At 56.5% G+C, this 25,995-nt stretch carries 19 protein-coding genes; 8 read left to right on the plus strand and 11 right to left on the minus strand.

The window, feature by feature from the left end; translation table 11 throughout:
• Positions 1–177: 177 nt before the first annotated feature.
• The gene (gene araA, locus RAC65_RS01295; RefSeq protein ID WP_033741297.1) at positions 178–1,668 is read right to left on the minus strand and encodes an L-arabinose isomerase; all 1,491 of its coding nucleotides are present in this window, start codon (positions 1,666–1,668) and stop codon (positions 178–180) included.
• A gap of 12 nt (positions 1,669–1,680) precedes the next feature.
• Complete coding sequence (locus RAC65_RS01300) at positions 1,681–3,366, minus strand: ribulokinase (protein ID WP_375096268.1); 1,686 nt, start codon at positions 3,364–3,366, stop codon at positions 1,681–1,683.
• A 365-nt stretch (positions 3,367–3,731) separates the two neighbouring features.
• On the opposite strand from RAC65_RS01300, the gene RAC65_RS01305 reads away from it, so the two are divergent.
• From RAC65_RS01305 to RAC65_RS01325, 5 genes are all read left to right on the plus strand, one after another.
• Entirely contained in the window at positions 3,732–4,715 is a 984-nt protein-coding gene (locus RAC65_RS01305) for an arabinose ABC transporter substrate-binding protein (RefSeq protein WP_006119064.1), read from the plus strand.
• 118 nt (positions 4,716–4,833) lie between these two features.
• Positions 4,834–6,354, plus strand: coding sequence for an L-arabinose ABC transporter ATP-binding protein AraG (gene araG, locus RAC65_RS01310; RefSeq protein WP_033741304.1), 1,521 nt, complete (start codon positions 4,834–4,836; stop codon positions 6,352–6,354).
• Between the two features lie 12 nt (positions 6,355–6,366).
• A complete protein-coding gene (gene araH, locus RAC65_RS01315; protein WP_033741305.1) occupies positions 6,367–7,353 on the plus strand; it encodes an L-arabinose ABC transporter permease AraH in 987 nt (328 codons plus the stop codon).
• Positions 7,354–7,425: 72 nt separating this feature from the next.
• Complete coding sequence (araC, locus tag RAC65_RS01320; RefSeq protein ID WP_006119067.1) at positions 7,426–8,343, plus strand: arabinose operon transcriptional regulator AraC; 918 nt, start codon at positions 7,426–7,428, stop codon at positions 8,341–8,343.
• 78 nt (positions 8,344–8,421) lie between these two features.
• Positions 8,422–9,462 (plus strand): oxidoreductase, encoded by a 1,041-nt coding sequence (locus RAC65_RS01325; RefSeq protein ID WP_375096269.1) that lies wholly within the window; start codon positions 8,422–8,424, stop codon positions 9,460–9,462.
• 48 nt (positions 9,463–9,510) lie between these two features.
• Here RAC65_RS01325 and add read toward each other — a convergent pair whose 3' ends face one another.
• The 3 genes from add to manA form a co-directional block, all read right to left on the minus strand.
• Complete coding sequence (gene add, locus RAC65_RS01330; protein ID WP_058709172.1) at positions 9,511–10,506, minus strand: adenosine deaminase; 996 nt, start codon at positions 10,504–10,506, stop codon at positions 9,511–9,513.
• Between the two features lie 227 nt (positions 10,507–10,733).
• A complete protein-coding gene (locus tag RAC65_RS01335; RefSeq protein ID WP_006119074.1) occupies positions 10,734–12,233 on the minus strand; it encodes a YdgA family protein in 1,500 nt (499 codons plus the stop codon).
• Positions 12,234–12,354: 121 nt separating this feature from the next.
• The gene (manA, locus tag RAC65_RS01340) at positions 12,355–13,530 is read right to left on the minus strand and encodes a mannose-6-phosphate isomerase (protein WP_039340451.1); all 1,176 of its coding nucleotides are present in this window, start codon (positions 13,528–13,530) and stop codon (positions 12,355–12,357) included.
• Positions 13,531–13,721: 191 nt separating this feature from the next.
• Between manA and fumC the strand changes: the two genes are divergently transcribed.
• The gene (fumC, locus tag RAC65_RS01345; RefSeq protein ID WP_006119076.1) at positions 13,722–15,119 is read left to right on the plus strand and encodes a class II fumarate hydratase; all 1,398 of its coding nucleotides are present in this window, start codon (positions 13,722–13,724) and stop codon (positions 15,117–15,119) included.
• Between the two features lie 34 nt (positions 15,120–15,153).
• On the opposite strand, the gene tus is transcribed toward fumC, so the two are convergent.
• From tus to RAC65_RS01365, 4 genes are all read right to left on the minus strand, one after another.
• Positions 15,154–16,056 (minus strand): DNA replication terminus site-binding protein, encoded by a 903-nt coding sequence (gene tus, locus RAC65_RS01350; protein WP_375096451.1) that lies wholly within the window; start codon positions 16,054–16,056, stop codon positions 15,154–15,156.
• Between the two features lie 356 nt (positions 16,057–16,412).
• A complete protein-coding gene (locus RAC65_RS01355) occupies positions 16,413–17,030 on the minus strand; it encodes an undecaprenyl-diphosphatase (protein ID WP_162285673.1) in 618 nt (205 codons plus the stop codon).
• A 328-nt stretch (positions 17,031–17,358) separates the two neighbouring features.
• A complete protein-coding gene (fetB, locus tag RAC65_RS01360; protein ID WP_375096270.1) occupies positions 17,359–18,129 on the minus strand; it encodes an iron export ABC transporter permease subunit FetB in 771 nt (256 codons plus the stop codon).
• On the minus strand, positions 18,107–18,784 hold the full coding sequence (locus RAC65_RS01365) for an ATP-binding cassette domain-containing protein (RefSeq protein WP_367143061.1): 678 nt from the start codon (positions 18,782–18,784) through the stop codon (positions 18,107–18,109). Before RAC65_RS01365 ends, fetB begins: the two co-directional genes overlap by 23 nt.
• Before the next feature lie 507 nt (positions 18,785–19,291).
• Here RAC65_RS01365 and RAC65_RS01370 point away from each other — a divergent pair.
• Both RAC65_RS01370 and RAC65_RS01375 read left to right on the plus strand, forming a co-directional pair.
• A complete protein-coding gene (locus RAC65_RS01370; RefSeq protein WP_039340446.1) occupies positions 19,292–20,476 on the plus strand; it encodes an MFS transporter in 1,185 nt (394 codons plus the stop codon).
• Between the two features lie 187 nt (positions 20,477–20,663).
• Positions 20,664–21,158: an Rrf2 family transcriptional regulator gene (locus RAC65_RS01375; protein ID WP_006119082.1), complete on the plus strand. Its 495-nt coding sequence runs from the start codon at positions 20,664–20,666 to the stop codon at positions 21,156–21,158.
• Between the two features lie 261 nt (positions 21,159–21,419).
• On the opposite strand, the gene oqxB is transcribed toward RAC65_RS01375, so the two are convergent.
• Together oqxB and RAC65_RS01385 are read right to left on the minus strand one after the other, a co-directional pair.
• Positions 21,420–24,575 (minus strand): multidrug efflux RND transporter permease subunit OqxB, encoded by a 3,156-nt coding sequence (gene oqxB / locus RAC65_RS01380; RefSeq protein ID WP_375096271.1) that lies wholly within the window; start codon positions 24,573–24,575, stop codon positions 21,420–21,422.
• A gap of 12 nt (positions 24,576–24,587) precedes the next feature.
• Positions 24,588–25,700 carry an efflux RND transporter periplasmic adaptor subunit gene (locus RAC65_RS01385; RefSeq protein WP_375096452.1) on the minus strand — a complete coding sequence of 371 codons (1,113 nt, stop codon included), beginning with the start codon at positions 25,698–25,700 and terminating at the stop codon, positions 24,588–24,590.
• Positions 25,701–25,995 lie beyond the last annotated feature (295 nt).

The following is a 25,995-nucleotide window of genomic DNA, read 5'->3' on the forward strand; positions in this document are numbered from 1 at the left end:
GCCAGGCCGGCAGCGGCTTTTGCCGATCGACTGGCAAAGGAAACAGACAGCGGTCAGGGGGGATTATTGTCCGATATCAGGGCAGTAACGCTGAGCCTCAGGTTGAGCGCGACGCATAAAAAAGCGGGCCGCCAACGGGCTGACCCGCCGCTTTGTTAATGCGTTCGCTACCGGTGCTTAACGCTTCATATGGTAATACGCGTCATTCCAGCGCAGCGCATCTTTAAAGGCCGGAAGCCGGGTGTGCTCATCAATCACCAGCACTTCAATGCCGTGCATCTCGCCGTACAGATACATATCGTCCAGCGTCAGAGCCTGACTGAACACCGTATGGTGCGCACCGCCTGCCAGAATCCAGGCTTCAGAGGCGGTCGCCAGAGACGGCTGCGCTTTCCACAACGCGCGGGCTACCGGCAGTTTTGGCAGTGGTTTAGGCTGTTCAATCGCGTCCACTACGTTAACCAGCAGGCGGAAACGATCGCCCATATCGATCACGCTGGCGTTAATGGCACGACCGGCCGGCGTGGAGAAAATCAGCCGCGCTGGATCGGCTTTGTTGCCGATGCCGAGAAACTGCACGTCGATCAGCGGCTTCTCTTCCCGCGCGATAGACGGGCACACTTCCAGCATATGAGAACCCAGCACTAAATCGTTGCCCGGAGAGAAGTGGTAAGTGTAATCCTCCATAAAGGAGGTGCCGCCGGGACGGTCACCCGCCAGCACTTTAAAGATGCGCAGCAGGGCGGCGGTCTTCCAGTCTCCTTCGCCCGCAAAGCCATAACCCTGGCCCATTAGGCGCTGTACCGCCAGGCCGGGCAACTGCGTCATGCCGTGCAGCGTCTGGAAGTTGGTGGTAAACGCCTGGCAGCCTTCGTCGTCCAGAAAACGCTTCAGGCCCAGCTCGATGCGTGCGGCGTCCAGTACGTTTTGCCGTTTTTCACCGCCTGCGGCGGCCACGTCGGAGAAACGATACTGGCTTTCATATTCGTCAACCAGCGCATTGACATCACCCTCGCTGACGCTGTTGATCACCTCCACCAAATCCCCCACGCCCCAGCCATTAACCGCATAGCCGAACTGGATTTGCGCCGCCACTTTATCGCCTTCGGTGACCGCGACTTCACGCATGTTGTCACCAAAACGCGCGACTTTCAGATGCTGACTGGCCTGTTTGGCCAGCGCCGCACGCATCCAGTTGGCGACGCGCTGCTGGCTGTGTTTATCCTGCCAGTGGCCGGTCACCACGCTGTGCTGCAGGCCCATGCGCGCACCAATAAAGCCAAACTCACGGCCACCGTGCGCCGTCTGATTCAGGTTCATAAAGTCCATGTCCATGCTGTCCCAGGGGATCTCGGCATTGAACTGGGTATGAAACTGTAGCAGGGGCTTCGTTAAGACATTCAATCCGCCGATCCACATTTTGGCCGGCGAAAAGGTATGCAACCATGTAATGATACCGATACAGTTTTGATCGTGACTGGCGTCACGGCACAGCGACAGCGCTTCATCAGGCGATTTGACCAGCGGTTTCAGCGTCAGACGTACAGGCAAACCCGCCTGATTTAATCCGTCCACCACCTGCCGGGCATTGTGTTCAACCTGACGTAACGTTTCCGCGCCGTAGAGGTGCTGTGTACCAATGACAAACCACACGTTGAACTGTTGCATAAAACCACTCCTTTACTTAGCGGAAGCGGAACGGGCGGCATAATGGGGTTCTGCCGTCTCGCACCATTGTTGATAGCGTTGATAAAGTGCCTGATAACGCGCGACGCGTTGCGGATCGGGCTGCAGCGTCACGTCAATCGGGCTGGCCATGACGTCCTGCGCCTGCTCCACATCGCGGTGAACGCCCGCGGCGACGGCAGCGAAGATGGCTGCGCCCAGCGCACAGCACTCATCGGAGGCGACGATATCCAGCGGCCGGTTCATCACGTCACAGCAGGCCTGCATAATGGCGGGGGATTTACGGGCAATGCCGCCGAGGGTAAGAATGTTTTCCACCGGAATTGCCTGCTGCTCGAAGCACTCCATGATGGCGCGGGCACCAAAGGCGGTGGCCGCAATCAGGCCGCCAAACAGGGCCGGAGCATCCGTGCCGAGATTCAGGTCGGTAATAACCCCTTTCAGGCGCTGGTTGGCATTGGGCGTACGGCGGCCGTTGAACCAGTCCAGCACTACGGGCAGGTGATCCAACTGCGGACTGGCGACCCAGGCCTCGGTCAGACGGGTGATCAGTGACGTTTGCATCTCAGCCAACTGCGGTTTGAGTTCGGGATGGTGCTGCGCTGCCAGCTGCAGCGGCCAGCCCAGCAGGCGGCTGTACCAGGCATAAATATCGCCAAACGCCGACTGGCCTGCTTCCAGACCAATCGCGCCCGGCACGACGCTGCCATCAACCTGACCACAGATGCCTTTGATGGCGCGGTCGCCGACTTTCCCGGTGTCAGCAATCAGGATGTCGCAGGTCGACGTGCCAATCACTTTCACTAAGGTATAGGGTCGCGCACCGGCGCCGACCGCGCCCATATGGCAGTCAAATGCGCCGCCCGAAATCGTAACCTGCTGCGGTAAACCCAGGCGTTGCGACCATTCCGGGCTCAGCGTGCCCACCGGGATATCCGCGGTCCAGGTCTCGCTGAACAGGGGAGAATCCAGCTGTTGAGTCAGCGCCGGGTCCAGCGCGTTAAGGAAGTCGGCGTCGGGTAAGCCGTTCCAGTCAGCATGAAACAGCGCTTTGTGACCAGCGGCACAACGCCCACGACGGAGTTTGTCCGGGGCGACGGTATCGCTGAGTAAGGCGGGCACCCAGTCACAGAGTTCAACCCAGGACACGGCCGCATCGCGCACGGCAGCATCCTGGCGGGTAATATGAAGAATCTTGGCCCAGAACCATTCCGACGAGTAGATCCCGCCGATATAGCGGCTGTAATCGGTAAAGCGGCCGCTGCGACACAGGCGATTAATCTCTTCCGCTTCTTCAATGGCCGTATGGTCTTTCCACAGCACAAACATCGCATTGGGGTTTTCCGCAAACTCCGGCCGCAGGGCAAGTACCTTGCCGTCACGATCGATCGGAGCGGGGGTGGAGCCGGTGCTGTCGACACCGATGCCGACGACGGCGGCCCGTTGCGTGTCGCTCAGCGCCGCGAGCACACCCAGCATGGCCTGCTCCATAGCATCAATATAGTCCTGAGGATGGTGACGAAAGCGGTTGCTGTGAGGATCGCTGTAAAGTCCCTGCTGCCAGCGTGCATAGTTGGCCACGGCACTGTGCAGCTCCTGACCAGTGTGACAATCCACCGCCAGCGCACGCACCGAATCACTACCAAAGTCCAGCCCCAGGGTGATGGCTTCAGTACGCATTTGACTCTCCTGTTGTGAATAAACCTCCTTATCCTGAGATGTGTAAAAAAGAAGGGTTAGTCACGGCTGGCTGAGAATATGCACTTTTCTGCCACAAGCAGTGAATTTGTGATCCATTGCAAAAGTTAACAGACGGTTAAATTTGCTGAATATATGGATCATTCTGTCGTGATTTTAAGATGTGATACCGCTCTACATTTTTCTTCTTCATTCCCGCTAAAACTAGGCCAGCGTTTAAGCAGGCTACCCTCATGGCTCCCGCTAACGTGCTGATTTACATCTGTACCTACAAAAGAGAGTGAACTGGTAGCGTTTACACCGATTCGTATTTAACAGCGATAAAACCACTAGCGCCGGAGAGCATCATGCATAAATTCACTAAAGCGCTGGCAGCCATCGGGCTGGCAGCGGTTATGTCACAATCAGCTATCGCCGAGACCATGAAGCTGGGTTTTCTGGTGAAGCAGCCGGAAGAACCCTGGTTCCAGACCGAATGGAAATTTGCGGATAAAGCCGGTAAAGACCTGGGCTTTGAGGTGATCAAAATTGCCGTTCCGGACGGCGAAAAAACCCTTAATGCTATCGACAGCCTGGCCGCGAATGGCGCAAAAGGCTTCGTGATCTGCACACCGGATCCCAAACTCGGCTCCGCCATCATGGCAAAGGCGCGCGGTTATGGCCTGAAGGTGATCGCCGTGGACGATCAGTTTGTGAACGCCAAAGGCAAGCCGATGGACAGCGTACCGCTGGTCATGATGGCCGCGACCAAAATTGGCGAACGTCAGGGACAGGAACTGTATAAAGAAATGCAGAAACGCGGCTGGGATGTCAAAGACACCGCCGTGATGGCGATCACCGCTAACGAACTGGATACCGCGCGTCGTCGTACCGGTGGTTCGATGGATGCCCTGAAAGCGGCTGGCTTCCCGGAAAAACAGATCTATCAGGTCCCGACCAAATCGAATGACATCCCCGGCGCATTTGATGCCGGTAACTCCCTGCTGGTTCAGCACCCTGAAGTGAAGCACTGGCTGATTGTCGGCATGAACGACAACACCGTGCTGGGCGGCGTGCGTGCAACCGAAGGTCAGGGCTTTAAAGCCGCTGACGTGATCGGTATCGGTATCAACGGCGTCGACGCCGTCAGCGAACTGTCAAAAGCCAACGCGACCGGCTTCTATGGCTCACTGCTGCCAAGTCCGGATATCCATGGCTATAAGAGCAGCCAGATGCTCTACAACTGGGTAAGCAAAGGACAGGAGCCACCGAAATTCACCGAAGTGACAGACGTCGTGTTGATTACACGTGACAACTTCAAAACCGAGCTGGCGAAGAAAGGGTTGATGTAATAACAGGCAGTACGGATAACACCATCGGGTCATCAGGAAAGCAGGGCTGAACACCGCGACGGTATTCAGCCTGAGCGTCAGGTGCCCCGATTCCTCACAGCAATCTATTGGAGACACCATGAACACTGATTCAGCCTTTCTGTCGTTTCATGGCATCAGTAAAACTTTTCCCGGCGTGAAAGCGCTGCAGGATATTTCATTTGAATGCCATGGCGGTCAGGTGCACGCGCTGATGGGGGAAAACGGTGCCGGTAAATCGACACTGCTTAAAATCCTCAGCGGCAGCTATCTGCCCAGTGGCGGCGAGATTCGCATCAAAGGCAAGCCGATGAATTTCCAGCACACCACGGATGCGCTGGATGCGGGTGTCGCCATTATCTACCAGGAACTGCATTTAGTGCCCGAAATGAGCGTGGCGGAGAATATCTATCTGGGCCAGTTGCCGCATAAGCATGGCCTGGTAAACCGCAAGCTGCTGCGTTACGAAGCCGGGCTGCAACTGAAAAATTTAGGTATGGATATCGATCCGGACATGCCGCTGAAATACCTGTCGCTGGGCCAGTGGCAGATGGTTGAGATTGCCAAAGCGCTGGCCCGTAACGCGCGCATCATTGCCTTTGATGAGCCAACCAGCTCGCTGTCCGCACGCGAAATCGACAATCTGTTTCGGGTGATCCGCCAGTTGCGCGCGGAAGGGCGCGTGGTGCTGTATGTCTCGCACCGTATGGAAGAGATTTTTGCCCTCAGTGACGCCATCACCGTGTTTAAAGACGGGCGCTATGTGCGCACCTTTACGGACATGGCCAATACGCATCACGACGATCTGGTGCAGGCGATGGTCGGACGTAATCTGGGTGATATCTACGGCTACGCGCCGCGGGAAAAAGGCCCGGTACGGCTGGCGCTACAGGACGTAGAGGCGAAGGGCGTCAGAGCGCCAATCTCGCTGAATGTGCATGCCGGGGAAATTGTCGGCCTGTTTGGTCTGGTGGGCGCGGGACGCACCGAACTGCTGAAAGGGCTGTTTGGCGCCACGCGCCTGCGCGGTGGCCGCATTCTGCTGGACGGGGAACCCCTTAACGTGACGGCGCCAATTGATGCGATTCGGGCGGGCGTGATGCTGTGCCCTGAAGATCGCAAAGCCGAAGGCATTATTCCGGTGCATTCGGTGCGCGACAACATCAACATCAGCGCCCGACGTCATAACCTCACCGCCGGTTGCCTGATCAAAAACGGCTGGGAGGTGAAGAATGCCGACAGCCATATCCGTTCCCTCAAAATCAAAACGCCCAGCGCTGACCAGTTGATCATGAACCTGTCCGGCGGTAACCAGCAAAAAGCCATTCTTGGCCGCTGGTTGTCCGAGGAGATCAAGGTGATTTTGCTGGACGAGCCTACCCGCGGCATTGATGTCGGGGCTAAACACGAAATTTATAACCTGATTTACCAGCTGGCGAACAACGGCATTGCGGTGCTGTTTGCCTCCAGCGATCTCCCGGAAGTGATGGGCCTGGCCGACCGCATTATCGTGATGCGCGAAGGGGCGGTCGCCGGGGAATTACTGCATGACGAGGCCACAGAGCAGCTGACGCTGAGCCTGGCCATGCCTAAAACGACACATGCGGCCGCCGTGGCCTGACAGGAGAGTACCGTGACTTCTTCCACGACATCAAATACGCCGCCAGCCGCCCCTCGCCGGGGTGTGCATTTTGGGCGCGTCTGGGACAACTTTGGCATGCTGGTGGTGTTTGCCCTGCTGTTCATCGCCTGTGCGGTTTTTGTCCCTAACTTTGGCTCCTTTATCAACATGAAAGGCCTGGGGCTGGCCATGTCGATGTCCGGCATGGTGGCCTGCGGTATGCTGTTCTGCCTGGCCTCCGGCGATTTTGACCTGTCGGTGGCCTCGGTGATTGCCTGCGCGGGCGTGGTCACCGCCGTGGTTATCAATATGAGCGAGAGCCTCTGGCTGGGGGTGGCGGCCGGGCTGTTACTCGGTGTCATCACCGGATTTATCAATGGGTTTGTTATCGCCCGACTGAAAATCAACGCCCTGATTACCACGCTGGCGACCATGCAGATTGTGCGCGGTCTGGCCTATATCTTCTCGGACGGTAAAGCGGTAGGCATCGAAGACGAGCGCTTCTTCGTACTGGGCTTCGCCAACTGGCTGGGCGTGCCTGCGCCCATCTGGATCACGCTGGGTACCATGGTGATCTTCGCCTTCCTGTTGAACAAAACCACCTTTGGCCGCAACACGCTGGCGATTGGCGGGAATGAAGAGGCTGCACGGCTGGCGGGCGTGCCGGTTGTGCGTACCCGCATCATTATCTTTATTCTCTCTGGCCTGGTTTCTGCGGCGGCGGGCATCATCCTGGCGTCACGTATGACCAGCGGTCAGCCCATGACCTCAATTGGTTATGAACTGGTGGTCATCTCGGCCTGCGTACTGGGCGGCGTGTCACTGAAGGGCGGCATCGGCAAAATCTCCTATGTGATCGCCGGGGTACTGATTCTGGGCACCGTTGAGAATGCGATGAATTTATTAAATATCTCGCCATTCTCACAGTATGTTGTGCGGGGTTTGATACTGTTGGCAGCGGTGATATTCGACCGCTACAAACAAAAGAATAAAGTCTGATTTGGCGTGAAACCTTCCCGCGGACGCGAAAGGTGTCCGCGCGTGATCAATCAACGACGAAGTGAGGACAGTATGTATCACCGTGAATTACCGGCAGAGCAGCAGAACCCTTTGCTGCCCGGATACGCGTTTAATGCCTGGCTGGTGGCGGGATTAACCCCGATCACCGCGGATGGTCCGCTGGATTTCTTTATTGATCGCCCACACGGCATGAAGGGCTATATTCTCAACCTGACCATTAAAGGCAAAGGGCGGGTGTTCGACGGCGAAAAGGCCTTTGACTGTGAACCGGGTGAAATGCTGCTGTTCCAGCCAAAAACGGCTCACTATTATGGTCGGGCGCCCGACAGTCCGCAGTGGTTTCACCGCTGGGTCTATTTTCGTCCGCGCGCGTACTGGCATGACTGGCTGCGCTGGCAGGATGAACAGGAAGGCGTCGGGCGGCTGCGCTTACCGGAGTCACTGCGGGGCGAATTTGATCGCCTGTTTGCCACTATTGAACAAACCCACAACTCATCGCGTCGTTTTGCCGAAGAACTGGCAATGAATTTGCTGGAACGGCTGTTGTTACGGGCGGTGGAAGAAGATCCACGTAACCATCAGCAAATCCGCGATCCCCGTATCATCGAAGCCTGCCAGTATGTGAATAATCATCTTGCCAGCGAGGTCAAAATCGAGGAAGTGGCGCGCCATGTGTGTCTGTCACCTTCGCGGCTGGCGCACCTGTTCCGCGAGCAAATGGGCGTGAACCTGCTTCGCTGGCGGGAAGATCAGCGCGTCATTCGCGCTAAGTTGCTACTGCAAACCACGCAGGAACCCATCGCCAGCATTGGGCGTGAAGTGGGCTACGACGATCAGCTTTATTTTTCGCGCGTCTTCCGTAAGCGCGTCGGCGTCAGCCCGAGTGATTTCCGCCGCCGCAATCAGGACGTACACGATAATCTGGCCAGTCAGAGCGCCTGGAACGGTGCACGGCGCTCAGTCTCCTGATTTTAAGGGGAATCCTCCTTGTCCTGACCCGACTATTAGTCTTAAATCAGTCTGGTAAGCGATTAATGAGGAAAAGGAATGAGCGAGAAACTGCGAGTAGGACTCATCGGCTATGGCTTTGCCAGCAAAACCTTCCACGCGCCCCTGATCGCGGGCACGCCGGAGGTTGAACTGGCTGCCATCTCCAGCAGCGATGCCAGCAAAGTCCATGCCGACTGGCCCGCCGTGCAGGTCGTCGCCGAGCCCCAGGCCCTGTTCGACGATCCTACGTTAGATCTGATTGTTACCCCTACACCGAATGATACGCACTTCCCTCTGGCTAAAGCCGCACTCAACGCAGGCAAGCACGTCGTGGTGGACAAACCGTTCACCGTGACGTTGTCACAGGCGCGCGAGCTGGATGCCTTAGCTAAAGCCAAAGGGCTGCTGTTATCCGTATTCCATAACCGCCGTTGGGACAGTGATTTCCTGACGCTGAAAGGCTTACTGGCAGCGGGTGAGCTGGGTGAGGTGCGTTATTTTGAATCGCACTTTGACCGTTTCCGTCTGGAAGTACGGCAGCGCTGGCGCGAGATGAAAGGGGCGGGCAGCGGCATCTGGTACGATCTGGGACCGCACCTGCTGGATCAGGCGCTACAGCTGTTTGGCCCGCCGGTGGCGATTAACGTTGATCTGGCGGAAATGCGGCCGGGTGCCCAGACCACCGACTATTTTCATGCGACGCTGACCTATCCACAGCGCCGGGTGGTGCTGCACGCCAGCATGCTGGTGGCGGCCGAATCCGCACGCTATACCGTGCACGGTACGCGCGGCAGTTACGTCAAATACGGTCTGGACCCGCAGGAAGATCGGCTGAAAGCGGGGGATTTCCCGCCGGGCGAGAACTGGGGTTACGACATGCGTGACGGTACGCTGACCCAGGTGGAGGGCGACGCGCTGAATGAAAAAACCGTCCTGACACAGCCGGGCAACTATCCCGCCTATTACGCTGCGATTCGTGATGCCATTACCGGGCGCGGGGCGAATCCGGTGACGGCGGAAGAAGCCATTCAGGTCATGGAACTGATTGAGCTGGGGCTGCAGTCGGCGGAAAAACGCCAGACCATGTCGCTGAAATAAGCGCTTTCAGCGCTAAAAAGGCCGCGAATAACGCGGCCTTTTTTATGCTTACTGCACTTTCGCCCGGATGGCGGCTTTTTCTGCCGCGCTTAAAAACGCGATAGTCAGGCCGTTGTCCTGTGCCTGACGCATTTGCGCCTGGCTCAGTCCCGCAGCCGGGGCGGCATGCAGGTACTCATGGGCCAGCTCAATGCCCTGTACGGCGGGATCGTCGGTGTTGATGGTCGCCAGCACGCCATGCTCCAGGAACGTTTTCAGCGGATGCTGCGCCAGCGAGGCGACGGTGCTGGTCTGGATATTGGAGGTCAGGCAGGATTCGATACCAATACCGTTTTCCGCCAGATAGTCCATCAGCGCGCGATCTTCAATAGCCTTCACACCATGACCGATGCGTTCAGCGCCCAGATCACGAATCGCCTGCCAGATACTTTCCGGGCCTGCGGCTTCACCGGCATGCACGGTAATATGAAAACCGGCATCCCGGGCGCGACGGAAGTGGCTCAGAAAACGGTGGCCCGGCGCACCGAGTTCATCCCCGGCCAAATCCACGGCGGTAATATGGTCGCGATGGGCGAGGAAGCCGTTCAGTTCATCCAGACAGGCCTGTTCGCCAAAAGTCCGGCTCATGATGCCCGTTAAGCGCACGGTGATATCATGCTGCTGGCAGCCGGCCTTTACGCCATCAATCACCGCCTCAACCACACCGGCAATCGGCAGATGGTGGGTCATCGCCATATAGCCGGGTGAAAAGCGCAGCTCGGCATAGTGAATCCCGGCGCGGGCGGCATCCTCGACGTTCTCACGCGCGATTCGCTGACAGGCGTCAAGATCGCCCAGCACTTTCACGCCCCAGTCCAGCTTTTGCAGAAAGCTGACCAGATCCGGTTGCGTTTCGGTGACCTGAACATGCGGACGCAGGGTGTCCAGCGTATCCGCCGGTAAGGTCAGGTTAAACTGGCGGCCTAAATCAAGGATGGTTTGTGCACGGATGTTGCCATCAAGGTGGCGGTGAATGTCGGTAAGGGGAAGCGTTGAATCAATCATGGAGTGCACTCGTCTGGATATCTGTAAAGTGCAGAGCATTATAAAAATATCTTGCGCAACAACGCCAGTGATTTGCGCAACAAGTGTGAAAGGCAGGGGTTAACTGTTCACTTTATAAACGGGAACGCCGCGCAGGCCGCCTGATAAGAGCGAATCGGGAGAGAAAAGCGGGCGATGCAGTGACGTAAAAAAGGCGGCCAGGGCCGCCTTGGTCGAAAAGGTTGGCCTTATTGCGGCATGCCTTCGTTTGTCGGGACGCCAAGCATATAGCGTGACATGAACTGCTCCAGCGACATCTTATCGCCGTTCATGTTCACCTGACCGTTGGCATACTGCAGGCTGGTAACGATGTTGTTGTCCTGCGTTTGTGTCAGACGGAACATCTGGCCCATCGCTGCCAGCCCTTTAACCTGCTGATCGGCCAGTTTCTGCGCGTCGTCAGCCTGATAACCTTCAGCCAGGCCAATATGGCGCATGGTTTCCGTCGCCATCGGCATGTTGACAGACAGCTTCAGATCCAGCGTTTTCAGCACGCGATCAACGGATGCCGCCAGCGTCTGCGGTTCGCCTGTCACCGTGGACGGATCGTTAAAGTGGGCATTCAGGTTGAAAGTACTCTCGCCTTTATCGTTCTTCCAGCTCAGTGGTGCGATGCTGATGGACGGGGCCCCTTTCAGCAGGGTCGGCAAATTGTTCAGCAGGATCGCGCGCACACCGTTCTGGAAACGCACCGGATCGTCTTCCACGCCAGGCTGGTTCATCAGGGTGGTCAGCTGAGCGTTGTAGTTATCCGAGAAGGCTTTGACGCTTTGCGCATCAAACTGTGACAGCTTCATTTTTAATGCGAACTGACCCAGGTTCTGCTTCTGCACCTCAACGCCGTCAATTTTGTAATTAATGTCGCCATTGATTTTGCCGGACTGATTATCAAAAGAGGAATCACCGACCATCTTGTTAAGAATAACCGCGTCCTGACCGCTGACTGCGGCGGCCACTTTATCCACGCTGATGGACTGATCGCCAATGCGTACGCCTTCGTTGGTGAGATGCGTATCTGCTTTCAGCTTCAGGCCGTTCAGCGTAAACATCACCGGCTGATCGACCTGATTTTTGGTGGTGATGGCAATGCTGTCGATGTCACTGTCCAGGCCCACTTTATCGCCTTTGTTGTCTGCGCTGATATTCAGCGTGCCGCCGCTGGTGGCTAAGCGTTGCGCTGTTTGCGCATTTTGATAATCGATGGGCAGAATTTTTATTGCGGTGTCGGTGCTGCCGCTGTAACCCACACGCGTTTCGGCGTTGATAAACGACTGGTTGTTGGTCAGTTCAAACAGCTTTTTGACCGCATCGGTATTGGTCAGCGTGGTATGCACGGACGCCATGCTGGGGATCAGGTTGGCTTTTTTCAGCTGTGCGAAGGGGAACGGGCCGTGGTCGATCTGCTCGTTCAGGATGATGCTCTGGCCGGGCTTGAGCAGAGGATTATCTTCGGTCTGAGAGCTGGCCTGGATAACCACATTCATTTTACTGCTGAAAATGCCGCGTTGATAATCCTGATAGCTGACTTTCAGACGACTGTTGGGCGCCAGGGTGGTTAACTGAGCGTTAGCATTTTGAATCATTTGATCCATATTGCTTTCCAGCTTTTTGCCGGTAAACCACGCCGCGCCTGTCCAGACTACGCCCAGAGCGACTACCACACCAACGGCAACTTGAGTCTTTTTCATTGCTGAATCGTCCTTATCCTTGATTTCACCCGTGTCACAGACAGCGGGTGAAGAAGCGCCCGCAGGCATTTTAGCTAATAGTTTGAAATAATAGCAGTTAAGCGCAATGGCGTCAGCCGTCTCAGTTAAACGTGTTATACACGCGCGCCACCCGACCCTGGCCGGTGAGTGACACTGGCGCATCGGCGGCGGCCACGAAACAGGACTCGCCGGGTTTTAGCACCAGTTGCTGCTGGCGATTGGTGACGGTGGCCTCACCTTCAATACAAAACAGCAGTGCCGCGCTTTCCTGATGCAGGGTAAGCGGCTGCGCATTCACCGTATGAATGGAGAAAGCAAAGTCGTCTACCGGAATGGGAAAATACTCGCCATCCTGCTGTATCTCCGGTTGTGTAAGAAGCTGGCTGGCCGGCTTTTCGTCAAATTTGAGGTTGGCCATCAGTTCCGGAATATCAATATATTTTGGCGTCAGGCCAGCGCGCAAAACGTTATCGGAGTTGGCCATGACCTCCAGCGCCACGCCATGCAGATAAGCATGCGGCGTTTCCGCAAACAGGAACATCGCCTGTCCGGGCTGCAGAGTAATCACATTGAGCAGCAGCGGCGAGAATAACCCGCTGTCATCCGGATAGTATTCCGCAATCTCATGAATGGTTTGCCAGGGTTCGCCTGTCTGCTGACTGACGACGTTTTTCAGTACGGTTAACGCCTGCGCTTTTTCGTCCTGTTGAAGCGACAGCAGGGTTGAAAACAGTTGCGCCAGGTTGTCGGGGCTGGGCTGGCGCAGGAAATGCGCGATCTCTGGATGCGCGTCCGCCACTGGGGTGAGCAGTGTCACCATCTCGTTGCGCTCGCGAAACCCATTGATGGCTTTAAACGGCGTTAAGGCGTACACCAGCTCCGGTTTATGGTTGGCATCTTTATAGTTACGCTCAGGCGAACTGAGCGGTACAGAGGCGGCATTTTCACGCGCAAACCCCTCTTCGGCGGCGGATTTGCTGGGGTGCACCTGAATTGAGAGCGGCTGATCGGCACACAGCACTTTAAATAAAAAGGGCAGTTCGCCAAAGCGTTTCGCCACGGCGTCGCCCAGCATCTGCGACGGATGGGCCGCGATGACATCGCGTAACGAGCGGGATTGCCCCTCAACGTCAACGGCGGACGGGCTTTTGGGATGTGCCCCCATCCACAGTTCCGCCATCGGTAAGTCTTCAGGATTGGCGATGCCATACAGGGAGGTTAATGCCGTCTTGCTCCCCCAGGCATAATATTGCACCGCATTACTCATCTTTTTCATTTCACTGCCTTTCTGGCATGGGAATATTGCGCTTATTAAAGCAGAAACTGACATGGAAAATACATATCCAGCGCAAGAAGGATGCTAAGCTCGGATGATGTTAAAAATTTGTATGAGTTTATCTGCTTCATGCGTACCGAACACCCGCGCGTGAACGAAGGGTTTATTTAAAACGGTGAAAGGAGAAAGTCATGGCAGCCAATCGCGTTGAAAAAGATTCAATGGGGCCAATTGATGTACCGGCTGATAAACTTTGGGGCGCACAGACACAGCGCTCCCTGGAGCATTTCCGTATCTCAACAGAGAAGATGCCGGTGGCGCTGGTGCACGCGCTGGCGATGACCAAACGCGCGGCCGCCAGCGTTAACCGGGATTTAGGCTTACTGCCTGCGGAGCGGGCGGAGGCGATTATTCAGGCCGCTGATGAAGTGCTGGCGGATAAACACAGTGATGAATTCCCGCTGGCGATCTGGCAGACCGGCTCCGGCACCCAGACCAACATGAACATGAATGAAGTGTTGGCCAACCGTGCGAGTGAGCTGTTAGGCGGTGAGCGCGGCATGTCCCGCCTGGTGCATCCCAACGATGACGTTAATAAAAGCCAGAGTTCAAACGATGTCTTCCCGACGGCGATGCACGTTGCGGCGGTCATTGCGGTACGTGAGCACCTGATTCCCCAACTGAACGTCCTGAAGCAAACCCTGCGTGCCAAATCTGACGCCTTTAAAGACATCGTTAAAATTGGCCGTACCCATCTGCAGGACGCCACGCCGCTCACGCTTGGTCAGGAGATCTCCGGCTGGGTCGCCATGCTGGAGCACAACCTTAAACATATTGAGCAGAGCATTCCGCATCTGGCCGAGCTGGCGCTGGGCGGCACCGCGGTGGGAACTGGCCTGAATACCCATCCTGAATATGCTGTACGTGTGGCCAAAGCCCTGGCGGAACTGACAGAGCAGCCGTTTGTGACCGCCCCTAATAAGTTTGAAGCCCTGGCCACCTGCGACGCGCTGGTGCATGCACACGGTGCGCTGAAAGGCCTGGCGGCTTCACTGATGAAGATTGCTAATGATGTCCGCTGGCTGTCATCCGGTCCGCGCTGTGGTATCGGCGAAATTGCTATCCCGGAAAACGAACCCGGCAGCTCCATCATGCCGGGCAAGGTTAACCCCACCCAGTGTGAAGCGATGACAATGTTGTGCTGTCAGGTCATGGGTAATGACGTGGCGATTAACATGGGGGGCGCATCAGGCAACTTCGAACTGAACGTTTATCGTCCGATGATTATCCATAACTTCCTGCAGTCCGTTCGTTTACTGGCGGATGGGATGGACAGTTTCAATCACCACTGCGCTGTCGGTATCGAACCGGTGCGTGAGCGTATTGATCAGTTGCTCAACGAGTCGCTGATGCTGGTCACCGCGCTGAATACGCACATCGGTTATGACAAGGCCGCTGAAATTGCCAAACAGGCCCATAAACAAGGCTTAACGCTGAAAGCTTCGGCGCTGAAGCTGGGCTATCTGACGGAAGCGGAGTTTGATGCCTGGGTGCGTCCGGAAGACATGGTAGGCAGCATGAAGTCGTAAGTGAGGTCTGTCAGGGCCTGCACAGGCCCTGATATCACACCGGGCAGTCCACCCAGAGATGCAGCCGTGGGATCAGCAAATGCAGGGGTTCTGCGGCGGGTTTATAGCGATGCGTAATTGCCTCCGCATCGTAATTCAGCAGCTCACCTAACTTTGGCACCTGGGTGCGATCCCGGCACAGCACAAGAATCGGTGACGGGCAGGCAAGCTGCGTTTGCTTTTTCTCTTCCGCACGCCAGATGCGCGCAACCGGCTGCACTTTCACCGGACGTTTAATCTTCAGGCGCGCGGATGCGGGCAGGGCGCGTACATCCGCCAGTTCCTGCTGCACTTTTTCCGCCCACTGCTCGCGTGTCCAGGGAGCCTGGGCACGGCCAGCCTTCAGACTCTTTTCCAGTTGGGCGATGATCTCGTCCCGTTTAACGTTCTTAATGACCTGCTTGTTTGCCCAGCCAAAGCGCACACTCTCTGGCGCGGGAAGGGCGGTGATGGTCCGGTAAGCATTCAGGGTAATTAAGCCGCGCAAATGCTGATGCACAAATTCGAACCGGGCTTCGGAAGGCAGACCGGACTCCACGGTGATCATGTGCTCAAGACGGGCTTTCAGCTGGTTGATGCTGTTGATAAACGCGGTAAGCTGCTGCGCGTCCTGCTCGCTGCATTCGATGCAGAGCGCACCCGGCAGGCGCACGGCGGCTTTAGTACTGAGCTTTTCTGACTGGTGCTGTATGAACAGACGGCAATAGTGGTTGAGCGCCCGCTCCCGCGCCTCTGTGCCCAGGTGCTGCTCCACGGCAATCTGAGTAATCGCATCGTGTTCATGCCCTTTTTCAATCGGGGGCAGACTGAAGACCCGGGCGATTAACAGCGGCTGCGCCTCAATCTGCTGCCGTAATGCTCCCAGGGCTTCTTCGAGATCCTTGACGCACTGCTGCATATCTGTGACTAAATCATAACGCACCGCAGTCTCTCCTGTAGTTACAACATGCGCAATGTGGCAGAAAGATCGCGCTGCTGCAAACGTCTTTATAGTTACAACATACTAAACAGGCTTTCTGAAACGGTGCGGTCTGTGTCATAAGCAGGGCGAAGATAGCACAGGGTGCGATGAGGCCCACCAGAAAAAAGCGAGTGACAGCTCCACGCGGGACAGGGTGCATTACCATCGTCACCAGCGTAGACAGAATCGGCGGGAAGCGGCTGGTCACCGACGGTGACAAAACCAAAAAAGGTTATTCGGTGCCTGGCGGGCGCTCTCGCCGCCTTCAGGCACCGGGGTTAAGCGGCGCAGGATTACGAATGTCGGCTGAACAACTGATAAATCCGTTCCGGGAGCAGGCTGAATAAACATATTGATACGGCTTCGCAACATGACAGCAGCGTTTCGCCTTTTTTGCGCCAGAACAGGGTTACGATGATCACGGCTACGGCCGCTACACCGAGCGCGCCTGCCATATCCAGTGGGAAGTGAACCCCGAGAAAGATGCGTGACCAGGCAACCAGCAGTGAGACGAGCGTGAGAATGCCACCGGAGCCCCAGTTACCCCTGGCCCATAATGCCAGCGTGATACTGAAAAACAGCGTGCCGTGGTCGCTGGGAAATGACGTATCCGCAGCGTGATCGATCCACAGATGACCCAGCCGAATCATAAAAGGGCGCGGATGAAAATAGAATGCTGAACAGAGAAAATTCAGTGTCAGCCCTGTGATGGCCGTTACGATGGCAAACAGGGCGGTTTCGCGTTCTGCGCGCCCACCTGTAAACCAGTAAATCAGCAGCATAAGCGGCAGCAGAAAGATCAGATACTCTGCGCTGAATGTCGCAAAATCGATGAGCCAGCCGGGCGTGCCGGGAAGGGCATTAATGGTAAGGAACAGATCCTGATTATAGGTTTCCAGCAAAGTATTCATCAGCGCGTGGGCTCTGTGGTAAGAGAGGACAAGGGCCATTTTCCCCGCGCAAGATTAATAAAACCTTAATCGTCATTCGCCGCGTTCATCTGTTCAGCTGGCTGAATGAGTGGAAACACGTTCTCAAGAAAGAGGCCCGCCTTGCGGCTGCCATAAACACCACAGCGGTAAGCGCAGGGTATCCTCAGGCGGGCATGATATGTCAGCGGCAACGCGCATTTTCTCCCTCACAAACAGGGGGGATCTCGTTCAGTCAGTGCCTGACCGTTAACCCCACCCATGAATGAAGAACACACCGCATCGGTAACGTGACGTGGTGCCTGAAACATCACTTCGCTAAGACTTTCAACTGCGATCGGGCCGTGAAAAAACGACGATACGACAAATAGACGGCGATGATGGTCGATAAACTGGCTGTGCCAAGCAGCATAAACGTAACCATAATCTGGTATTTAATCGCCTTAAGCGGGTCAACACCCGCAAAGATCAGCCCGGACATCATGCCGGGTAAACTCACCAGACCAACAGTTTTGGCGGCATCAACGGTGGGGATCATCGCGGCGCGAATGCTGTCGGCAAGGATTCGCTGCGAGGCCAGTTTGACCGGCGCGCCAAGGCTCAGCATCTCCTGAATTTTTTGGGCATTGTCGCTGAAGCGCTGGTTCAGGTTGCTGTAACACAGCCCCACAGCAACCATGGTATTGCCGGCAATCATGCCGGAAACCGGAATGACCTGCATAGGCAGAAAGGCGATTGCACCGCTCATGACCAGAATGGTCAGCGTAATGGCGGTGCCACTCGCGATCGCAACGAACGAAATCACAAAGGCATTATCAATGTTACGGCTGCGCTTACGGGCATTAAGCGCCGCATTGACGCAGATAAACAGCACCATCAGCACGGTCAGCCCGCCGTTATTCACATCGAAGACCGACTTGAGGACATAGCCTACGATGGCCAGTTGAACGATCGCGCGGCTGACGCTCCACAAAATATCTTTGCTCATGCCAAGCTTCTCTTTCTGGCTGATAAGCAACGCCATCAGGACCAGAACCAGCGACAGCAGTAGCGAGTTGTCACTTATTGTTGTCTGATGCATTCATCTTCTCCCTGTCAGGTGACGTGAGGCGAAGCACATGCTCTGCCTGCTGTATGTCGTTAACATCGTGACTTATCCAGACGACGGCCATCGGGTGTTCTGCGACAAGCCGCCTGATCAGCGACTGTACCGTCAGGCTGTTTTCTTCATCAAGCGCGCTGGTCACTTCGTCAAGTAACAGCACGGCCGGCACAAACTGCAGATGGCGCAGCAGCCCAATACGCTGCTTTTCGCCGCCAGAGAGGGGCTCAATCGCAGCATTCAGCATATCCGGCGAGAGATTAACGCTCTCCAGCGCCGCCTTAAGTTTTGCCTGTGGCGGCGTCTGGCGGCGAAGTTGCCAGGGCAGGGCAAGGTTGTCATAAACCGTCTGACCGAAAAGCTGTGGCGTCTGAAAACAGTACGATACCTGCTGACGGTATTCCTCGGCCCTGAGCGTGGCGATATCGCGGCCCTGAAAGCGGATCTCTCCGGTCGTTGGCGTTAACAGAGAGGCAAGGATCTTCAGGAAGGTACTTTTGCCACTGCCGGAGGCACCGGTGAGCACGACAACGTCGCCCGGCGACAGCTGTAAAGAGACCGGCTGCAATAGCTGTCTGCCGCCGTGTGAAAAGGTGACATCCTGCGCATCGAGCAGGGGCAGAGAAGGGGTCATCGTTGCTTCCTGGATAGGGGTTAATAAGTCCGGTTCGTCGATATCTGAAAAAAGGCGGTGCATTCAGCCTTTTACTCCTTGCGTGGCTTTCCAGCCCGGCCTGGCATCTTCCTGTTTATGCCGTGTCCTGTCAGGTCATGAGTCAGAATAGCCGAATTCACCACCGGTGCTAACGGAACGCACAAGCCGGTTCAGACGGGCAACGACATCACGCCGCGCGTCCCGCTTCGGCTCAGGCCTGAGCGGGACATGCCTTTTTCATTTTGGTTGCTGATTTTTTCACATCCTGCCGGGCGATTAACTGTGCGGCAGGGCAACAGCACATTTTGAATGTCCTTATCGCCTTAGCTGCGTGTGCTCTACCACCACAGGGAGAAGAAATCCCGCTGGGGCGCGTTGGTAACCGGACCGTTGGGGGGCGTAAAAAAGCGGTAAAGCCAACGGCGGCATTTTTCCTTTTAGCTGAACATGTTATAAAAACACTTTGTTTGCTAACGGATCCTCAACATGGACGTGATTAAAAAGCCGGGTGTCACGCAAATTGTCACGCTGGGCCTGGTTCAGATCCTCTCCTGGGGCGGTTCGTTTTATCTGATGGCGGTCATGGCCGCGCCTGTTGTAGCAGAAACCGGATGGTCGCAACAGTGGGTTTACGGCGCGTTATCGCTGGGCATTTTAGTGTCTGGGTTGCTCGCTCCGCGCTGTGGCCACCTTATTGCACGCACGGGCGGTCGCCTGATGCTGGCACTCAATGGCATCGTGATGGCGGCAGGGCTTACCCTTATGGGATTCAGCCATCACTTACCGGTGTTTTTACTGGCCTGGGTCATCATCGGCATCGGCATGGCGATGGGGCTGTATGATGCGCTGTTTGCGACGCTGGGCACCCGCTATGGTGGGCAGGCACGCAGCGCCATTACCGGCATAACCCTGATTTCCGGTTTTTGTACCAGCGTGGTCTGGCCTGCCACCGCGCTGCTTATTCACTGGCTGAACTGGCGGGGCGCGTGTTTCGCCATCGCCGCGCTGTTGCTGGTCAGCGTCTTACCGGCCTATTTTTATGCTTTGCCCAAAGGCCATCTTATCTCACCCGTCAAACGTAAAAGCGCACCCGGCACAGCGCCGGATTTGCCCGCAGTCTTGTTTTACCTGTTGTGCGCCATTTTCACGCTGGCCTCGGTGATTATGACGGCCATTTCGGTGCAGCTTATCACCCTGTTGCAGGCCAGTGGTTACAGCATGGCGGCGGCGCTGGCAATCAGTACGCTGCTGGGGCCGTGCCAGGTGGCATCCCGTCTCATTGATATGGCCTTTAAAGGGGGCCATCCCATCTGGACCACTTTTTTTTCGGTGGGGCTGGTGGCGCTGGGGTTGTTGTTGCTGGCGCTGTTTCCGCAACTGGCCCTGTTAAGTATGATCTTTTACGGTGCGGGAAACGGCTTACGCGCCATTGTGCGCGGCACTTTGCCGCTGATGATGGTAAAACCTGAAGCGTACGCGGTACTGGCAGGCCGGATGGCGCGTCCGGCGTTAATGGGGCAGGCGGTAACGCCGTTAGGCGTGGGCTATGTGTTTGCGACGTTGGGGCCCAAAGCCACGCTGTGGTTACTGTGCACACTGGCAGTAATTAACTTGCTGCTGGTGGTGGCACTGAAAAAGCGGCTTCCAGCGCCAGCGCCATCTGTGCGCTAATGCTGTCCGCTACCGCTGGGCAAATAAGCACCTTGTGCGGTCGCGGGCTTCCGGGTGGGGAATATGTGCCTTGTGGCGGGTGGGTTGCTTCTAAAAAGTGACAGTGTTTGTTATATTCATCCCTGTTTGTTGGTTCACTTAGGCGGCTATATAACAACAAGAATGCACCGCAATTCAGGATACAAAGATGCTTGATTATCGCTTCCCGACAGCTTTGCAAATGGTTCTGAGTGTGGCGGTGGCGGAGCAAATGGGAAAACGCTCTACCAGCGCGATTCTCGCTTACGGGCTTGAAGCAAACCCGAGCTTTATACGTAAGTTAATGGTGCCATTAACCCGTGATGGCATTATCGTGTCCACTCTGGGTCGTACGGGTTCCATTCATTTGGGCAGACCCGCAGCCGAAATCACGCTGCGTGATATTTATGTCTCTGTGACAGATGATAAAAAACTCTGGGCGGCTCGCCCGGATGTGGCACCGCGTTGCCTGGTCAGCGCCAACCTGTGCTGGTATTTTAAATCGATTGCCGAGGAAGCCGAGCAGGCATCACTGGCGGTACTCGCGAAGCGCACCGTCGCCGACGCGTTAAATGAGCTGAAAACCCACGACACCAGCAACTGCACCGCCGTGCCTGAGCCTGAGGTGACGGAACCGGATACCGACTGCAAAAAAAGCCGCTGATGCGGCTTTTTTTACGTCTTATGTAAACTGACGACCATCACGTGCAAGGGTGTTGCATTCATCATCGGCAGCTTTCACCGTCACGTCCTCTCTGCCTGTCTCTGACGAACGCCCGTACTCAGTAATTCCGTCCGCGCGCGCACAACGCCTTTTAAATAAAATAAACGCTAACCGGCTCCGCCAGGGCACGGGTCGGGCGTTGTATATACTGACGTTGAGAGGCAGTGCCCCGACGTCCGCAGGATCGTCGGGGCACACGCATTACTGCGCGTGTTCCGTAACCGGGCGCGCGGCGTTACGCGTCACCAGCTTACGCAGCGCCACATAAAACACCGGCGTTAAAAACAGGCCAAACAGCGTCACCCCTAACATACCGGAGAACACCGTGACGCCCGTCACGCCGCGGACTTCCGCGCCTGCGCCTTCCCCCAGAATCAACGGAATAGTTCCGGCGATAAAGGCGATAGAGGTCATCACGATAGGGCGCAGACGTAACCGACAGGCCTCAAGCGCGGCGTCGACAATCCCTTTACCCTGCATCTCCAGTTCGCGCGCAAACTCCACAATCAGAATGGCGTTCTTACAGGCCAGGCCCATCAGCACCACCAGACCGACCTGCACAAAGACGTTGTTGTCTCCGCCTGTTAACCACACGCCCAGCAGGGCCGACAGCATGGTAACCGGCACAATCAGAATCACCGCCAGCGGTAACGTCCAGCTCTCATACAGCGCGGCCAGCACCAGGAAGGCCAGTAACACCGCCACCGGGAAAACAATCAGCGCGGTATTGCCCTGCGTCGCCTGCTGGTAGCTGAGGTCGGTCCATTCGATGTTCATGCCGTTCGGCAACAGCTGGCCGGACATCGCCTCAAGCTGGCGCATCGCCTGGGCGGAGGACAGTACCCGGGGGTCCGCATCACCGATCAGGTCCGCCGCCGGATAGCCGTTGTAACGAATAACCGGATCGGGCCCGTAAGTGGTGGTGATATGCACCATGCTGCCGATGGGCACCATCTCGCCACGATCGTTGCGGGTACGCAGGTTGGCAATGTCCTCCACGCTGTCACGAAATTCGCCATCTGCCTGTGCCATCACCCGCCAGGTCCGGCCAAAGCGGTTAAAGTCATTAACATAGGATGACCCCAGATAAGTTTGCAGCGTACTGAACAAATCCGTCAGCGCCACACCCTGTGCCTTGGCCTTATCACGGTCAACCTGCACATCCAGTTGCGGTACGTTGGCCTGATAAGACGAGATGGGGAAGTGCATGCCCGGCGTCTGCATTACCGCGCCGGAGAGTGTATTAATCGCGGTTTGCAGTGCGCCATAGCCCAATCCGGCCCGATCCTGTACATAAAGCGAATAGCCCGAACCCTGGCCCAGACCCAGAATCGGTGGCGGCATAATGGAGAAGCCAAACCCCTGCTGGATACGGGCGATTTTTGCATTAATGTCCGCGTTAATCTCCGCCGCCGTGCGCTTACGTTCACTGAAAGGTTTCAGACCGAAAAACACCGTGCCGCTGTTCGGCGTATTGGTAAACTGCAGCGCATTCAGGCCCGGAAAGGCAACCGCATAGGCCACGCCTTCCGTTTGCAGACCGATTTCACTCATCTGCCGGATGACCTCATCCGTGCGCGCCAGCGACGATCCTTCTGGCATTTTCACGCCGCCAATCAGGTAAAGCTTATCCTGCGTGGGGATAAATCCGCCCGGTACGGCATGGAACATCCAGCCGGCGCCCGCCAGTAACACCAGATACACGCCAAACACCGCGCCGCGCCGCCGCAGGGTTTTCGCTACCATCGACTCGTAGCCATGGGCCGTGCGGTGAAAGAAACGGTTGAACGGGCGGAAAATCCAGCCAAACAGCCAGTCGATCAGGCGCGTGGGCCTGTCTTTGGCGGCCTGGTGATCCTTCAGCAACATTGCTGCCAGCGCAGGCGATAAGGTCAGCGAGTTGATGGCAGAGATGACGGTCGAAATGGCAATGGTGGTGGCAAACTGCTTGTAAAACTGACCGGTGACGCCCGACAGAAACGCCATCGGCACAAACACGGCACAGAGCACGAGCGCGATAGCGATAATCGGCCCCGATACTTCGCGCATGGCCTGATGCGCCGCCGCTTTGGGTGACAGACCCATTTCAATATTGCGCTCAACGTTTTCCACCACCACGATGGCATCATCCACAACGATACCGATGGCCAGCACCAGACCGAACAGGCTCAGGGTGTTAAGCGAGAAACCGAGCAGGTAAAGCACGCTGAACGTGCCCACCACGGAAACAGGGACCGCCAGCAGGGGAATGATCGAGGCCCGCCAGGTTTGCAGGAACAGAATCACCACCAGCACGACCAGAAAGACTGCCTCCAGCAGAGTCTGGACCACGGCCTTGATGGAGTCGCGCACAAACACAGTGGGATCGTAGGGCGCTGCCCATTTCACATCGTCAGGAAAGCGGGTGGCCAGCTCATCCATTTTGGCTCGCACCGCATTGGAAAGATCGATCGCGTTGGCCCCGGGGGCCTGAAAAATACCAATGCCGACGGCATCTTTATTGTTCAGCTGCGAACGCAACGCATAGCTGCCCGCACCCATTTCGATGCGTGCCACATCGCGCAGCCGCACCAGCGAGCCGTCCTCAGCGGTTTTTAAAATGATATCGCCGAACTGCTGCTCATTTTCGAGCCGGCCCTGCATGTTGATCGACAGCAGAAAATCGCTCTGCTTTTTCAGCGGTTCCGCACCAAGCTGCCCGGCAGAAACCTGCACGTTCTGCTCCTGCATTGCGCTGACGACTTCGGCGGCGGTCAGGCCGCGTGCGGCCACCTTGTTGGGATCCAGCCAGACGCGCATGGCATATTCGCCTGCACCAAAGATCTGGATCTGCCCGACGCCTGGCAGGCGGGCCAGTTCGTCTTTCACTTTCAGCGTGGCGTAATTACGCAGGTAAAGAGAATCATAGGTACTGCCCGGCGAAAACAGATGTACCACTAAGGTCAGCGTAGGGGACATTTTTTGCGTCGTAATGCCCAGCCGGCGCACGTCTTCAGGCAGTCGCGCTTCCGCCTGAGCGACACGGTTTTGTACCTGAACCTGCGCCTGGTCCGGATCGGTGCCGGGACGAAACGTCACGGTGGTCACCAGCACGCCATCCGAACCGGCGACGGACTTCATATACATCATGTTTTCGACGCCGTTAATCGCTTCTTCCAGCGGGGTCGCCACGGAATCGGCAATGACCTTTGGGTTCGCGCCGGGGTATTCGGCGCGCACCTGCACGCTCGGCGGCACCACGTCGGGATACTCACTGATGGGCAATAACGGTATGGCGATCAGGCCGGTCATGAAAATCAATACCGACAGCACGGCGGCAAAGATTGGCCGATCAATAAAAAAGCGGGAAAAATCCATATCAACCTCGGGTTATTGAGCGGCGGTAGCGGCCATATCGACAGTTTTGGCCGTCACCGGCATTCCGGGCATAAACACTTTTTGCAGTCCGGCAACGATGACCCGGTCGCCCGCCTGCAAACCGGCCTCGACGATACGCAGTCCGTCAGCCATGGCACCAGGCTTAATGTTGCGGCGCTGCGCTTTCCCCTGAGCATCAACGATATAAACATATTTGCGATCCTGGTCGGTCAGCACGGCTTTATCGTCAATTAACAGGGCGTTGAAGGTTGCACGACCCGGCAGGCGAACGCGCGCAAAGAGGCCAGGCGTAAAGATACGCTGATGGTTATCCAGCTGCGCACGCATGCGAATGGTGCCGGTGCTGGCGTTGAGTTGGTTATCCAGGAAGTCGACGTTACCCCGGTGCGGGTAACCCTGTTCGCCTGCCAGCGCAACCTCGACGGGCAGGGCATGACGTTGCTGGCCCTGACGCGCCATGGCCTGGTAGTGCAGGAAGGTAGTTTCATCGACGTCGAAATAGACCACCATCTTGTCTTGCGAGACCAGCGTCGTCAGAACGCTGGCGCTGTCCCCGGCGGTTACCAGGTTTCCTGCGGTGATCATGGCCCGGCTAGCGCGGCCGTCAATGGGCGCCGTGACGCGGGTAAAATCCAGATTCAGTTGGGCCATGGCCACAGCCGACTCGGCGGCCTGCACATCGGCCTGCGCCTGGCTGGCGCTGGCGCGTCGCTGCTCCCACATCTCACGTGATACCGCCTGAGTACCGAGCAGTTTTTCTGTGCGCGCCGATTCACTGCGGGTCAGGCTGGCCTGACTCCGCGCACGCGCCAGCGAGGCTCTCGCCTGATCCAGTGCGGTGCGGTAGCTACGGTCGTCAATGGTGAACAGGACCTGACCCTTTTTCACCTCATCCCCTTCATGGTAATTAACCGTGGTGATGTAGCCTGAAACCCGTGGACGCAGTTGGACGCTTTCAACCGTTTCTATGCGGCCATTAAAGCTGTCCCACTGACTGACCGGTTTTGTCACCACCACAGCCGCACTCACCTCGGGCGGCGGCGGCGGGGCGCTGTTCGCCTGACCCGTGTCACATCCACTTAACTGACTGATGACCAGTCCCATCCCCAGCAGGGTAACTCCCTGACGAACCCAGTTGCTTATCATTGTTGTGATTCCGCGATGAACAGTGAAGTAAAGCCCGCAGGCCAATATTTGCAACTTCTATGGTTGCAATTTATCGCGAGGAGTGTAGGCTTGTGTGTCTGAGAACTGCAAGAATAACTGATACACTTTATGTGCGGTCTGATGAGCGATGATTTATCGGCCAGCATCCAGCCTGACAGGGCATGAGGTAAGTCCCCATAAAATGTGCGGCATTTAATGTATTAATTAAACTTGCATTAAATGGCATTGTCAG

This window comes from Pantoea sp. BS_8, from assembly GCF_041954965.1.
Lineage (GTDB): Bacteria > Pseudomonadota > Gammaproteobacteria > Enterobacterales > Enterobacteriaceae > Pantoea > Pantoea stewartii.